Annotated in this window: 15 protein-coding genes; 11 read left to right on the top strand and 4 right to left on the bottom strand. The window is 58.6% G+C overall.

The features are described from left to right. Positions 1-161 precede the first annotated feature (161 nt). The 8 genes from ABFT80_RS11655 to ABFT80_RS11620 all read left to right on the top strand — a co-directional run bounded on the left by ABFT80_RS11655 (position 162) and on the right by ABFT80_RS11620 (position 6,379). The gene (locus tag ABFT80_RS11655) at positions 162-470 is read left to right on the top strand and encodes a DUF2853 family protein (RefSeq protein WP_347972077.1); all 309 of its coding nucleotides are present in this window, start codon (positions 162-164) and stop codon (positions 468-470) included. Positions 471-714: 244 nt separating this feature from the next. Continuing rightward, entirely contained in the window at positions 715-1,608 is an 894-nt protein-coding gene (locus ABFT80_RS11650) for a thymidylate synthase (protein WP_347972076.1), read from the top strand. Between the two features lie 10 nt (positions 1,609-1,618). Then, positions 1,619-1,858: a DUF3329 domain-containing protein gene (locus ABFT80_RS11645; RefSeq protein ID WP_347972075.1), complete on the top strand. Its 240-nt coding sequence runs from the start codon at positions 1,619-1,621 to the stop codon at positions 1,856-1,858. Beyond that, positions 1,858-2,376 carry a dihydrofolate reductase gene (locus ABFT80_RS11640; protein ID WP_347972074.1) on the top strand — a complete coding sequence of 173 codons (519 nt, stop codon included), beginning with the start codon at positions 1,858-1,860 and terminating at the stop codon, positions 2,374-2,376. The genes ABFT80_RS11645 and ABFT80_RS11640 overlap by 1 nt, the downstream gene beginning before the upstream one ends. Positions 2,377-2,529: 153 nt before the next feature. Next, positions 2,530-3,636: an FtsH protease activity modulator HflK gene (gene hflK / locus ABFT80_RS11635; RefSeq protein WP_347972073.1), complete on the top strand. Its 1,107-nt coding sequence runs from the start codon at positions 2,530-2,532 to the stop codon at positions 3,634-3,636. Continuing rightward, entirely contained in the window at positions 3,636-4,550 is a 915-nt protein-coding gene (gene hflC / locus ABFT80_RS11630; protein ID WP_347972072.1) for a protease modulator HflC, read from the top strand. Before hflK ends, hflC begins: the two co-directional genes overlap by 1 nt. A 6-nt stretch (positions 4,551-4,556) precedes the next feature. Continuing rightward, the gene (locus ABFT80_RS11625) at positions 4,557-4,742 is read left to right on the top strand and encodes a DUF2065 domain-containing protein (RefSeq protein ID WP_347972071.1); all 186 of its coding nucleotides are present in this window, start codon (positions 4,557-4,559) and stop codon (positions 4,740-4,742) included. A gap of 125 nt (positions 4,743-4,867) precedes the next feature. Next, entirely contained in the window at positions 4,868-6,379 is a 1,512-nt protein-coding gene (locus ABFT80_RS11620) for a DegQ family serine endoprotease (RefSeq protein ID WP_347972070.1), read from the top strand. Between the two features lie 50 nt (positions 6,380-6,429). On the opposite strand, the gene ABFT80_RS11615 is transcribed toward ABFT80_RS11620, so the two are convergent. The 3 genes from ABFT80_RS11615 to serB form a co-directional block, all read right to left on the bottom strand. Further along, the gene (locus ABFT80_RS11615) at positions 6,430-7,077 is read right to left on the bottom strand and encodes a glutathione S-transferase family protein (protein ID WP_347972069.1); all 648 of its coding nucleotides are present in this window, start codon (positions 7,075-7,077) and stop codon (positions 6,430-6,432) included. A 90-nt stretch (positions 7,078-7,167) separates the two neighbouring features. Continuing rightward, the gene (locus ABFT80_RS11610; protein ID WP_347972068.1) at positions 7,168-7,740 is read right to left on the bottom strand and encodes a GNAT family N-acetyltransferase; all 573 of its coding nucleotides are present in this window, start codon (positions 7,738-7,740) and stop codon (positions 7,168-7,170) included. Beyond that, a complete protein-coding gene (gene serB / locus ABFT80_RS11605) occupies positions 7,737-8,624 on the bottom strand; it encodes a phosphoserine phosphatase SerB (RefSeq protein WP_347972067.1) in 888 nt (295 codons plus the stop codon). The genes ABFT80_RS11610 and serB overlap by 4 nt, the downstream gene beginning before the upstream one ends. Between serB and miaA the strand changes: the two genes are divergently transcribed. The 3 genes from miaA to ABFT80_RS11590 all read left to right on the top strand — a co-directional run bounded on the left by miaA (position 8,602) and on the right by ABFT80_RS11590 (position 11,595). Further along, positions 8,602-9,567 carry a tRNA (adenosine(37)-N6)-dimethylallyltransferase MiaA gene (gene miaA, locus ABFT80_RS11600; RefSeq protein WP_347972066.1) on the top strand — a complete coding sequence of 322 codons (966 nt, stop codon included), beginning with the start codon at positions 8,602-8,604 and terminating at the stop codon, positions 9,565-9,567. The genes serB and miaA overlap by 23 nt on opposite strands. 119 nt (positions 9,568-9,686) lie before the next feature. Next, the gene (locus tag ABFT80_RS11595) at positions 9,687-10,478 is read left to right on the top strand and encodes a GGDEF domain-containing protein (RefSeq protein ID WP_347972065.1); all 792 of its coding nucleotides are present in this window, start codon (positions 9,687-9,689) and stop codon (positions 10,476-10,478) included. Between the two features lie 208 nt (positions 10,479-10,686). Further along, positions 10,687-11,595 (top strand): M23 family metallopeptidase, encoded by a 909-nt coding sequence (locus tag ABFT80_RS11590; RefSeq protein WP_347972064.1) that lies wholly within the window; start codon positions 10,687-10,689, stop codon positions 11,593-11,595. Between the two features lie 3 nt (positions 11,596-11,598). Here ABFT80_RS11590 and ABFT80_RS11585 read toward each other — a convergent pair whose 3' ends face one another. Further along, positions 11,599-13,422, bottom strand: a complete 1,824-nt coding sequence (locus ABFT80_RS11585) for an ATP-binding protein (protein WP_347972063.1) — start codon at positions 13,420-13,422, stop codon at positions 11,599-11,601. Between the last annotated feature and the right edge of the window lie 471 nt (positions 13,423-13,893).

Below are 13,893 nucleotides of genomic sequence, written 5' to 3'. Positions count from 1 at the left end.
CGCACAGAAGCGATGTTGCCCCGATGCAACCCCCACTTGACTTGGCGTAAGACACGCAAGAAGCTCCGTTTCGTGGGGCAGACGAGTTCAGGCACCGACATTCGCCGACTTCAAGCTTCACGTCGATTTCAGAGGAAGCTTTTACGGAGGGACAGATTGTCATGACTGATTATCTCGCGGACGTGAAAAAATACGATGCGGGCGCAAATCCCGATGTGGTCAACAAGATCGTGAAACATCTCGGAATTGCCCTGCGAAATCGCGATTCCTCGCTGGTGTCGGCGACCGACAAGAAAGAGCTCGACCGCGTTCGTGACAATTGGGGTGTGAAAAAGCTCGGCGTCGATGCGGCCAAGGCTGAAGTCGCCGTTGCGGCGACCGCCAAGGATCTTGCGGCAGACCGCACGAAAAGCCGCGTCACCTTCTACTATCTCGTGGCAAAACACCTCGGAAAACTCGAAACCATCTGAGTTTTACGAAGACTGTCGCAGGTTTTCATTATCGGCAGGCGCGGGCTTGCCGATGATGAACCGTGCGATTTTCTGCGGTCTGCTCGCGCAAATGGCCATATAAGTTTTGGATGAAACGCGTGGGGCGGTCGAAAGCCGTGCGCCGCGGCGCTTATCCGGGTTAGTATTCGGTTCCCGATTCTTTCGGGTCGTTGGCGCGTGAGTTCGTGCGCGCTGCCCGGACGCCTGCCGCTGGATCAAGACAATGCGACACCCCGAACATCAATATCTCGATCTCATGACGCATATCCTCGAAACCGGGGACAAGCGCATCGACCGTACCGGTGTCGGCACGCTGTCGGTTTTTGGGGCGATGGCGCGGTTCAATCTGCGCAATGGCGAAGTGCCGATCCTGACGACCAAGCGTGTCTACTGGAAAACGGCGGTCAAGGAGATGCTGTGGTTCCTGACCGGAGATACGCGGCTGCGGCCCTTGCTCGAGCAGAATGTTCGGATCTGGACCGACTGGCCGCTCGACAAATATCGTAAGGCGACCGGCGACCAGATCGAGCAGAGCGAATTCGAGAGCCGTATTCTTTCCGACGATGCGTTTGCCGAAAAATGGGGCGATCTCGGCCCGGTCTACGGCAAGCAATGGCGTCGCTGGATGGGGCCGGACGGGCGTGAACACGACCAGATCGCGACACTGATCGACACGCTTCGCAAGAATCCGACCAGCCGGCGCATGCTTTTTCACGCCTGGAACGTTGCCGAACTCGACCAGATGGCGCTGCCGCCATGCCATATGGTCTATCAATTCCATGTCGCGGACGGGCGGCTTTCCTGCCTTCTGCTTCAGCGGTCCGTCGATCTGTTGCTCGGCGCGCCGTTCAACTGGGCCGAGACTGTGGCGCTGCAGATGATGATCGCGCAGCAGGCCGATCTTGAACTGGGCGATTTCGTCTGGGTCGGCGGCGATGTGCACCTTTATCTCAATCATCTCGAGCAGGCGCGCGAGCAGCTTTCGCGTGAACCGCGCGCGCTTCCGAAGATGCGGCTTTTGCGCAAGCCTTCGAGCATCGACGGCTATAAGATCGAGGATTTCGAGGTGAGCGAATACGAACCGCATGCGCCTATTCACGCCGAAGTCGCGGTTTGAAGGGGAGCTTATGTTAAAGGACCAGCAATCGCCTTTCCTCCGGCCGCTTTGGCGGCGCATCGCGCTTGTCGCGTTCTGCGTGGCGTGGGCGCTTTTCGAATTGTCGAATGGCGAGACATTCTGGGCGACACTCGTCGGAGCATTCGCCGCTTATGGCGCGTGGGTTTTCCTGATCGCCTACAAACCACCGGTCGAGAAGCAAGAGGCTGCCGAAGTTGCGCCTTCCAACGATGAAGCAAAGGACGGCTGATGGATATTGCGCTCTATGTCGCCATTGCGGAAGGCGGGGTGATCGGCAGGCAAGGCGGGTTGCCGTGGAAGCTGTCGACCGACATGAAGCGCTTTAAAGCAACCACGATGGATAAACCAATCGTGATGGGGCGCAAAACCTGGGAGAGTTTTCCCAAGCGTCCCTTGCCCGGCCGCCTTAACATCGTCGTGACGCGGGACGCGAATTATCGCGCTGAAGGCGCCGAGGTTACGGGGTCTGTGGAGGAGGCGATTGCGCTTGCGAAAACGCGCGGACGCTGCACCGGCATTGGTGAAATCGCCGTTATCGGCGGTGGAGAAATCTACAGGCAGGCTCTGCCGATCGCCGACCGTCTTCACGTAACGCATGTTCTGGCAAAGATCGACGGTGACACGTTTTTCCCGCCGATCGACAGTGCGCAATGGCACGTTGTTTCGTCTCTGGATGTCCCCGCCGGTGAAAAGGACAGCCATGCGACACGCTATACAGTTTACGAAAGGCGCCGGGACGTGCATTGAGAGGCGTCCCAGGGGCTATTTATCAGTCATAGTCTCTGAAAAGAGCATTACGGGGAGCGGCTGCGTTGAAAGCGCGGCAGCGGGTCCCTATAGAAGGACAAAGGGAGCGTGCTGGCGAAGCCGGTGCGTTGGGTTTTTAGCGAAAGGACATTCATGCCCTGGAACAATCAGAGTGGCGGAGGAGGCGGCGGCGGCCCATGGGGCGGCGGCGGCGGTAACAATGGAGGCCCCTGGGGACAAGGCCCACGCGGACCAAGCGGACCACAAGGTTCGCCTCCTGACCTTGAAGACATTATTCGCCGCGGACAAGACAGGCTGAAAAACGCATTGCCGGGTGGCAGCGTTGGCGGCTCGTCGCTGTTCCTGCTGATTGCAGCCGGCCTCGTTCTGCTTTGGCTGTTTCAATCCATCTATACGGTCCAGCCTGATGAAATGGCGGTCGAGCTTCGCTTCGGAAAGCCGAAGGAAGAGCTCTCAGGCCCCGGTCTGCATTTCCATTGGTGGCCGATCGAAACGGTCGAAAAAGCCAATACGGCTGAAAAGCTCATCAATATCGGCGCAGGCGGCAATGACCGTTCGAGCTCCGGCCTGATGCTTTCGGGCGACCAGAACATCGTCGATGTTCGTTTCTCGGTCGCTTACGCGGTTTCCGACCCGAACGCTTATCTGTTCAACGTTTCCGACCCGGACGATATGATCCGCCAGGTTGCGGAGAGCGCGATGCGCGAGGCAGTCGGAAGGCGTCCGGCACAGGATATTTTCCGTGACGATCGTCAGGGCATTGCCACCGACGTACGCGATATTATCCAGGGTTCGCTCGACAGTTACGGATCGGGCCTTTCGGTGAATGCAATCTCCATCGAGGACGCAGCACCGCCACGCGAAGTGGCCGATGCGTTCGACGAGGTGCAGCGCGCCGAGCAGGATGAAGACCGTTTCGTCGAAGAATCCAACCAGTACTCCAACCAGAAGCTCGGTCAGGCCCGTGGCGAAGCAGCGCAGATCCGCGAAGAAGCGGCTGCCTACAAGAACCGTGTCGCTCAGGAAGCCGAGGGTGAAGCGCAGCGCTTTATCTCGGTCTATGACGAATACGCAAAAGCGCCTGCCGTGACGCGCCGCCGCCTTTACCTCGAAACGATGGAAAGGGTGTTCAAGGATTCCAACAAGGTGATTGTCGAACAGGGTAATGGACAGGGCGTAGTGCCGTATCTGCCGCTGCCTGAGCTTCAAAGGCGTGCGACGACGGGAGGAAACAACTGATGTCGAACAAACTTCCAGTTATCGGCGTCATCGTCGCAGTTATCCTCTTCCTCGCTTATTCCTCGGTCTTCGTCGTAAACGAACGCCAGCAGGCCATCGTGCTTCGCTTCGGTGAAATCGTCGACGTGAAGAGCGAACCGGGCATCTACTTCAAGGCGCCTTTTGCCTTCCTTGAAGCAGACAATGTGCAGATCATCGAGGATCGCGTGCTGCGCTTCGATCTGGACGACATGCGTGTCCAGGTTTCGGGCGGCAAGTTCTACGAGGTCGATGCGTTCGTTGCGTATCGCATCTCCAATCCGCGCCTTTTCCGTTCGACCGTTTCCGGTAGCATTCCGCTTGCCGAGCAGCGTCTGCGCACACGTCTCGATGCAGCTTTGCGTCGCGTATACGGTGTTCGCGGCTTCGAAGCGGCTCTTTCGGAAGAGCGCGGTTCGATGATGCGCGAAGTGGCAGAACAGCTTCGGCCGGACGCCACCTCGCTTGGTCTCGAAATTCAGGACGTGCGCATTCGCCGTACCGACCTGACTGCCGAAGTCTCGCAGCAGACCTATGAGCGCATGAAGGCGGAACGTCTCGCAGAGGCTGAAAGGCTTCGTGCACGGGGCCGCGAAGCAGCGCAGCGCATTCGTGCTCGTGCCGACCGTGAGGTCATCGAGACGGTTGCCGACGCCCGCAGGGAATCTGAAATCCTGCGCGGTGAAGGTGAAGCCGAGCGAAGCGCTACTTTTGCCAATGCGTTTCAGCGCGATCCGGAGTTCTACGAGTTCTATCGCTCGATGAGCGCCTATTCGGAAGCGTTGGACAACACCGGTACGACCATGGTGCTTTCGCCGGATTCGGAATTCTTCCGCTTCTTCCGCGATCCCGCCGGCATGGTCGCTCCGGCTGCAACGCCGCCTGCCGGAAACTAACGACAGGTGTCGGATTTCCTAGCTGCCGTGGGCCTGGTTCTCGTTTTCGAGGGTCTGGTCTACGGCGGTTTTCCGGGCTTCGCCAAACGGCTCGCCGCGGACGTTATCCATATACCCGACGGTACGCTGCGTAGCGTCGGTCTTGCCGTCATTGCGGTAGGCGTGGGCGTGGTCTGGTTCGTTCGCGGATGACGAAAGATTGTAAAATCACCCGTCTACAAAGCCGCAAACACGCCGTATTCTTCACCAACATGGCGGTCTGACGAACCGGTGCGCGCCGCCGGTCTTTCCGTCGAGGGACATCCGGAGGCTATAGAATGATCGCCAAGACTTTCCTGTCCAGAGCACGCCAAACCTTTACTGCCGGCACCGCTGCAATCGTGCTTGGCGCGTTCGTCGCGCCCGCATTGGTCGCGCCTGCCTATGCCAATGGGCCGGAATCGGTCGCCGACCTCGCTGAAGGCCTGCTCGGCGCCGTGGTCAACATCTCGACCTCGCAAACCGTCAAGGGAACCGAGGGGCCGGGCGCGGTGCCTATGCCGGAATTGCCGGAAGGCTCGCCTTTCCAGGAATTTTTCGACGATTTCTTCAAAAACCGGCAGGGCCAGGGCGGCGGTGGCGGCGGCCCGCAAAAGGTTCAGTCGCTCGGCTCGGGCTTCGTCGTGGATGCGGAGCAGGGCATTGTCGTGACGAACAACCACGTCATTGCCGATGCCGACGAGATCGAAGTCAATTTCTCAGACGGCTCCAAACTGAAAGCGGAGTTGCTCGGCACGGATACCAAGACCGATATTGCGGTTTTGAAAGTCGATGCGAAGGCCAAGAAACTCACCGCGGTAAAATTCGGCGATTCCAACAAGATGAGGATCGGTGATTGGGTGATGGCGATCGGCAATCCGTTCGGGCTTGGCGGAACGGTGACGGTCGGTATCGTCTCAGCGCGCAACCGGGACATCAATTCCGGCCCTTATGACGACTTCATCCAGACCGATGCTGCGATCAATCGCGGCAATTCCGGCGGCCCGCTGTTCAACATGGATGGTGACGTGGTCGGTATCAACACGGCGATCATTTCGCCTTCCGGCGGATCTATCGGTATCGGATTTTCCATTCCATCGCAGCTTGCTGCCGGTGTCGTCGATCAGCTTCGTGAATTCGGCGAAACGCGCCGCGGCTATCTCGGCGTTCGCATCCAGCCGGTGACGGATGAGATTGCCGAAAGCCTCGGCATGCCATCCGCAAAGGGTGCGCTGGTCGCTGGCATCATCAAGGGCGGTCCAGTCGACAATGGCGTTATCCAGCCGGGCGATGTGATCACCAAATTCGACGGCAGGGATGTCAACGAGATGCGCGACCTGCCGCGCGTCGTGGCGGAAAGCCCGGTCGGCAAGGCCGTCGATGTGCTGATCGTCCGCAAGGGCGAGGAGCAGACCGTGAAGGTGACGCTCGGACGCCTTGAAGACGGCGAAAAATCTGCCGAAGCGGAAAGCGCGGATGCAGAGGAAAGCCAGCCTGCGGAGCCGGTCGAGACGACAAGCGTGCTCGGCATGACGGTTGGCGAACTGAACGACGAGGCGCGCAAGAAGTTCGGCATCGGCGCGGACGTTTCGGGCGCCGTCGTGACCGATGTTGCGCCGGACTCGGCAGCCTCGGATCGCGGCGTTGTCGCAGGCGAAGTCATCACCGAAATCGCGCAGGAAACAGTGACGTCAGCCAAGGAAGTGGCAGATCGCATCGACGCTCTGAAGAAGCAGGGCCGCAAGAACGCGTTGCTGATGCTGTCTTCGAAAACGGGTGAGTTGCGATTCGTGACGATCCGGATGGATTGATTCCGGTAAGGGCTACAAGTAATTGAAATCACTTTAGAAAATAGCGTCGATTATTGGCCGGCAGCAGGCCTGCTCTTATCGCCGGCGGCGAAATGAGCCACTTGATCGGCGCGCGCCTTCCTGAACGAAGGGCGGTCGGTCATACGTGTCACGTAGGCATCTGTTGCTGGGCGATCGCCGAAAGAGCGGACTTTCGAGACGCGGAGCACATCTGCCATCAGCAGGTCCGCGACCGTGAAACGATCCGCTGCCAGCCATTCCCGCTCGGTCAGAATTTTTTCGAGCTGGTCGAGGCGGCTTTCCAGCCAGTCGGCAAGGCGGTTGTCCTTCGTGCCGGATATTTCCAGAAACCACCAAGGAACGCTAACCATCTCGATGGAGTTGAGCGCGGCGATCGTCCATTCAACCGTTTCGGCTTCTCCAACCGGCTCGCGCGGCATCAGCTTTTCGCTCTTGCGGGCCAGATGCAGCAGTATGGCGCCGCTCTCGAACATTTTCAGTTCGCCATCGTTCAGGAATGGAACCTGACCGAAGGGTTGGCGTGACAAATGATTGGTCTGTCGCCCCTTGAAGGGGACTGTTTGCACCGAATAACCGAGTCCAGCTTCTTCGCATGCCCATCTCAGCCTTAGATCGCGGACAAAACCGCGGACGCTTTCGGGCACCCAATCGTAAGTCCAGATGATCAGCTCGGTCATATTTACCGGTCCCACTCTCCAAAGCCTCCGATCAAGAACGGCAGTTGAAGTTTCGAGTTCCGATTATTCCATATTTGATTTGGGGCCGGGCTACTTCGCCGCTCTTTTTTGTTTGTGCCAGTCCGCCCGGTCGAGCTTGTAGAGCACATGCCGTTTCAGGTGGGCATGGGAATTTGGAACGTCGGGATGATGAAAATCGTAGCCTACCTGATGCTTCATGCCGAGCCGCTCCATTACGGCGATCGATTTGGCATTGTTCCAGACGGCGAATGAGACGACTTCCGGTTTGTCGAGCTTGTCGAAGGCAAAATCGAGAAGGGCGCTTGCGGCTTCGGTGACATAGCCCGAACCCCAGAATTGCGGCGCCAGTCGCCAGCCGATTTCGATGGAGCCCCGTGCGATGAAGGGTTTGATTTCTACGTCATGAAGGCCGACAAAACCGATGCATTTGCCGGTTGAGGCGAGTTCGACCGCTGTGAAGCCATAGCCCAGGCGTTCGGCTTCCTCGCGCAATTCCTCCATCTTGGCGTCGGACTCGGCCCGATCGCGGCGGAATGGGAAAAATTCCATTACGCGTTCGTCCGAGTTGATCCGGTGGAAAAGGTCGCCGTCTCGCGCGACCCAGTTGCGCAGGATAAGCCGGTTTGTGCGGATAGGCTTCATCGCGCGAACTCTTCGCTTGTGTAGCCCTGAATGTAGAGGAGGGCTGTCAGGTCGCCGTGGTCGATGCGGGCATCCGCCTGTTCGGCAACGACCGGCTTGGCGTGGACGGCGACGCCTATGCCGGCAAGCCGGATCATGTCGAGATCGTTTGCGCCGTCGCCGACTGCGATTGCATCTGCAGGCGTCAGGCCAAGCCGGGCGGCGATTTCGTGGAGCGCTTCGGCCTTCGCGGCACGGCCAAGAATGGGCTCTGCGACGCGGCCGGTGAAATGGCCGCCAGATTCGAGCAGGCGATTGGCACGGTTCTCATCGAAGCCAAGCTTTGCGGCGATGCGGCTGGTGAAAACTTCAAACCCGCCAGAAACGAGGGCGGTCCAGCATCCATGCGCCTTCATGGTCTGCACCAGTTCGCGCCCGCCGGACGCGAGCGTCAGCCGGTCCGAGACGATGCGCTCGACCACGGAAGTCTCGAGGTTTTCGAGAAGTGCCACGCGCTCGCGCAGGGCCGGTTCGAACTCGATTTCTCCATTCATCGAACGCGCGGTGATGGCCGCGACGCGATCTTTTACGCCGATTTCATCAGCCAGCTCGTCGATGCATTCCTGATCGATCATGGTCGAATCCATGTCGGCGATGAGGATTTTCTTGCGGCGGCTTTCAGCGTCGTGCACGACGATATCGAACGGCTCCGAGGCAAGTGCCGCGCGCAGCGTTGCGAGCGCTTCGGCTTGCGCAATGCCTTCCGGCAAGGCCAGATCGCATGCGACAGATTCCGCGAGCCAGCGAATGCCGCTTGCGCCAACCGCCTGCAACGCCATATTCGCAGCCGCAGGAGTGAGTTCTGGCCGGGCCGGATGGGAAATGAGCGTAGCGACAAGTGACATGAAGGCATCCGGTGACAAGGGGCAGGGCGTTCCGATCAGGAATGCAATCCTGATAGCGGGACCGACCGCCAGCGGCAAGTCGAAGCTGGCACTGGACCTTGCCGAAAAGCATGGCGGCGTGATCGTCAACACGGATTCGATGCAGGTCTATTCCGTTTTGAACGTGCTGACCGCCAGACCGGCAAAAGACGATCTGGCGCGCGCGCCGCACCATCTTTACGGGCATGTGAGCCCCGCGACCGCCTATTCGACCGGTACATGGGCGCGCGACGTTTCCGATCTCGCGGCAAGCGGGGTGTTCGAGGAAAAACGTCCGATTTTCGTCGGTGGGACCGGGCTTTACTTTCGCGCGCTCAGTGAGGGCATTTCGGAGATGCCGGAAATCCCAGCCGAAATTCGCGAGCGCTGGCGCTGCAGGCTGGCGGAAGAAGGCCCGGCCAGGCTTCATCGCATTTTGATGCATGAGGACGGCGAATGCGCGCTCGTGCTGCGCGCCTCGGATGGGCAGCGCATCGTGCGGGCGTTGGAGGTGCTGGAAGCGTCGGGCCGTTCGATCCTCGCATGGCAGGCAGAGCAGGGCGAACCATTGATCGATGCCGCGTCTGCACGGTTCTTCGTGATCGATGCCGAGCGCGAGTTGCTGATCGAGCGCATCGAGCGGCGTTTCGATACGATGATCGAAAATGGCGCACTCGAAGAAGTGCGCGCGCTGGCCGCAATGAACCTGTCCGACGACCTTCCGGCGATCAAGGCGATCGGCTTTCGCGAGTTGAATGCAGCCGATAGTGGGCTTTTAACTTTCGAGGAAGCAATTTATCGCGCAAAAGTTGCAACAAGGCAGTATGCAAAGCGGCAGGCGACGTGGTTTCGTAACCAGCTTTCGCCTTCGTGGCAGCGTCTTGCGCTTGCAAATGATGGTACATTAGGAGAGTTGAAACTTTAGGTTAAGTCTTTTGCCAAACGCATGTTCACGAATGGAAAAATACAATCAAAAATTGTAGGTATTAACTCTCCGTAAGGCGGATTATGCGATAACCAATGTGAGCATGCAGTGGGGAGAATATGCGTTTCCACAAGTCGGAATCGGCTTTTTTCGTCTTTATTGCCGTTATCCTGCTGACAGGCGCGGTGACGCTGCATGCCTATGCCGTTTTGCGGGAGTCGGCGGAGATGCTCTATCTGCCGCAACGCATGGAAGGTGTTTCCTATCTTGCGCAGCTTTTGTTCCTGATCGGCGCCCTGCTCGCAACCGCTCTTGTTTTCGGCATTTTCTTCATCTTCCCGCTCATCCGTACGCAGGTGAGGGAGCAGAGCAAGCTCAAGGCGATGACCAAGACGCTGAGCGCGCGTTCCGAAACATTCCAGCAGGCGGCACTGACCGACGCGCTGACCGGAATGCAAAATCGCCGCTATTTCGACGATGCGCTCAAGGAATATCTGGTCGAGTTCCGTCGCATCGCGAAACCGGTGGGTTTGCTGATCGTCGATCTCGATCACTTCAAACTCGTCAACGATACACATGGCCACGATATTGGCGACGAAGTTCTGCGCGCCGTCGCCAAGGCGCTCAAGGATACCTCTCGCCATCACGACATCGTTGCGCGGCTGGGCGGTGAGGAGTTTGCGGTCGTCGCGCCGAATATGAATGCGGCCATGCTCGGCAATTTCGCGGAGCGGCTTCGGCGCGCGATCGCAACGACGCAAGTTCATGTCGGCGGCACCACGCTTAAAGTCACGGCCAGCGTGGGCATGGCCTCATGGGATGGCGAGGAGCGGGCGGAAGAGTTTTTCCGGCGCGCCGACAAGCAGCTTTATCATGCCAAAAGACAGGGCAGGAACCGCGTCAGCGCCTAGCTTCAGGTGAGGACGGGCTGCAAATGGCGATATTTGCGCTTCCGGTGCTCACGTACCAAATGTACGCTCCGCTCCGGTTCTCAATATCACCATTTTCGCCACGTCCTGACCTGAAGCTACCCGCGCATCAGCCCCAAATCCTTATTTTCGACCAAGCAAGACGCATCATGGCGGGCGATTTCGATTCGAATTTCAACGAGGAGAAGCCGTGTATCTGCTGCTCGCCATCTTTCTCGGCACACATGTTCTGCTACCGCTTTTTTTCATTTACGGGCTTTGGGCGGGCGTAAAGGACCGCAGCGATTGGCTGATGCACGCGATCTATGGCGGCATCTTCATGGTGTTCCTGTTCGTGCTTGGTCAGTGGTTCTGGATAAGCTACGAGGTGCGATATGCGAGCCTTGCGGTCTATGCGATTGCGGTCGCTGCATCGGGCTGGCGGCATCGCGACAAATCATGGCGAGCGCCCGGCACACGACCGTTCCTGCTTCGGCATGGCTTCATGGCGTTCATGTGCGTCGTTTTCATAGGCATGATCGGTTATGCGATTTCGGGATATCACCCGGAACATGAGCCGGTCGAGTTGGCCATGCCGCTGGAGGACGGGCGCTACGTCGTCGCTCATGGCGGCGACAATTCGTTGATCAATTATCACAACAGTCATAACAGCCAGCGCTATGCACTCGATATTCTGAGGCTGAATGGATCGGGTGCGCGGGCTTCGGGGCTTTTTCCATCGGAACTCGAAAGCTACGCAATTTTCGGAGCGAAAATCTCAAGCCCTTGCAATGGTATTGTGAGAGCGGTCAGCGACGGCGCGGCCGATAATGTTCCCGGCGAAACAGCAACTGGAGATCCCGCCGGCAATCATATTGTGATCGAATGCCAGGGTGTCCAGGTGCTGCTCGCGCATTTCGTGAAAGACTCCATCGCGGTTTCCCAGAACCAGAATGTCGCGATCGGCGATGCGCTCGGCCTTGCGGGCAATTCGGGAAATTCGACCGAGCCGCATTTGCATATCCATGCTTTCCGTAGCGCGGATGGCGACTATCAAAGCGGGGAAGGCGTGCCGGTTTCCTTCGGCGGCCGTTTTCTTGTCAGAAACTCGACCTTTTAGCCGTCAGAAGCCCGGTTTCACACCGAATGTCGTTTCCTTAAGGCCGAAACTCACATCGAGGTCTTCGATCGGCGCTGCAAGTGTTGCGGGCTTGCGGTATTCCGTATCGCCGGCCTGTCTTTGCGTGCTGACCTGTTCGGCATAGCCGAGCGCGATCTGCGGTCTTGGTACGTTTCGCAGCTTCTGGACGATTGAAACCAGATCGACCGAATCCCGCCCATTGCCACGACTAACCGGCTCTGCATGTCCCGCAGAACATGGAATGAGCGATGGCGTCACATGGTCGAATTTCATGCGCATCGTGGTTGCGACGCCTTCACCGAAGGCAATCGCCTCGCGTTGGCCCATCGATGACAGGAATGACAGCGAGGAAGCAGACGAATCCGCCATCGCCGATCTGATGATCGCCTGATCCTGCTCGTTTGCGAGACGCATCGCGAAGATCGTCGAGCATTGGGACAGAATTGTCGGGTCGAGTTCGCCCGGACGCTGCGTGACGACGCCGAGATAGCAGCCATATTTGCGGCCTTCCTTGGCAATGCGCGAAAGCGCGTGGCGCGTCGGCGCAAAGCCAAGCCGTGGATCGGACGGCATATAGCGGTGCGCTTCTTCGCAAAGCAGAAGCAAGCGCAGTTTGCCTTCGCTCCAGAAGGCGAGGTCGAACGCGAGGCGCGCCAGAACCGAACAGACCGAGTTCACCACTTCCGGCGGCATGCCTGCCATCTCGAAACAGGTGACGGGCCTGCCATTATGCGGCACGCGGAAGATGTTGCCGATCGTTTCGTGGATCGTATCTTCGATCAGGCGCGAATTGAACATGAAACGATAGCGCGGGTCGTTGATTGCGGATTCGATGCGCGTTTTCAGCGAACGGCAGACCGGGCGCTCCAGCTTGCCTTCCAGCATGCCCATGCGCTCATCCAACTGCCGGATGAGATCGGCCACACGATAAGGCACAGGCGTATCGGCAGTCAGTGCCTCGCCGCCGCGCTTGAGAAACGCACCGCTGTTCGGATTGCGATAAAGGCTTTTCGCCTGCGGGATGATATCGCGCAGAATGTCGATTTCTTCCGGCACGGTTTCGCGCCCGCGAAACAGGACTTCCGCAAACTCTTCCAGCTTGAACAGCCAGAACGGCAGATCGAGCGTGCTGGTATCGACTTTTACGCAATGATCGGGCAGGGCGGCTGCAAACTCATTATGCGGGTCGAGGATCAGCACACGAAGATCGGGCTGCGCTTCGATGGTCTTGCGCAGGAGAAGCGATACGGCGGTCGATTTGCCGACGCCTGTCGTGCCGACCACGGCGAAATGGCGTGCCAGCGTGTCGTCGATGGCGATCAGCGCGTCGATGCTTTCATCCTGTGAAAGCTGGCCGATGGTGATCGAGGGACGCCCGGCGAGATCGTAGACCGCCTGAAGGTCGCGCTTGCGGATGCGATGGGCGATGGCACCGATATATGGGTAATTGGTGATGCCGCGGTCGAATACGGGCTTGCCCGTTGGCGGCTGATCGCGCACTTCGCCGACCAGTTCGACGCTGACTTCGATCTGGTTGCCGACGCCGTGGTTCCACACGCGATCCGATTTGCCGATGGCATAGACGAGGCCGACCGTGCGGATATTGCCAAGGTTGATCGAGATCATCTTGCCGACGGTCCAGATGCCGTTGACCACACCTTCGGAGGTGTCGGCCACGGCACTTATGGTCGCGCGCGCGCCGTCGCACTGCACGACATGGCCAAGCACACGCGAATCCGGCTGCTGTTCGTCGCGCCGCTCCTGTGCCGCGTTCGTCCCGGCTGCTGCTTCACCCTCTGGAGACATTATTGTCGATCACCCCAACCCATCAGAGGGCACGTTTACAGGTCCGCGGTTAAAACCGGGTTCCGAGGGATGGTGTAGGTGGTGTTAAGAAAACATGGGGCCTTTTAGAGACCTCCATTTAAAAATGGAAACGTAGGCGGGACAACACCCCCCTCTGCCCTGCCGGGCATCTCCCCCTCAAGGGTGGAGATTACTCTATCATGAACGCGTGGCACCAATTGCCGACGTTACAGAATGAAGGCTGAGAGTTATGTCAGCCAATCTCCACCCTTGAGGGGGAGATGCCCGGCAGGGCAGAGGGGGGTGGCCTCGTGATTCCATCACAAGAAGAACCGCTTCAAAGATCGCAATCAGTGCAAGATTCATGATTGACAGGGGTGCGATTGCGCCATTATGTTTCGCGCCATGAATACGAAACTCATTCTCGTAGTAGGAAGGCGTGTGGGCAAGGCGGTGTAACCGCCGGGCGGA

The organism is Foliimonas ilicis (assembly GCF_039939195.1).
Classification (GTDB): Bacteria; Pseudomonadota; Alphaproteobacteria; order Rhizobiales; family Rhizobiaceae; genus Foliimonas; species Foliimonas ilicis.
Note: the sequence above shows the minus strand (reverse complement) of the source record. Positions and strands in the feature narration are given on the sequence as shown.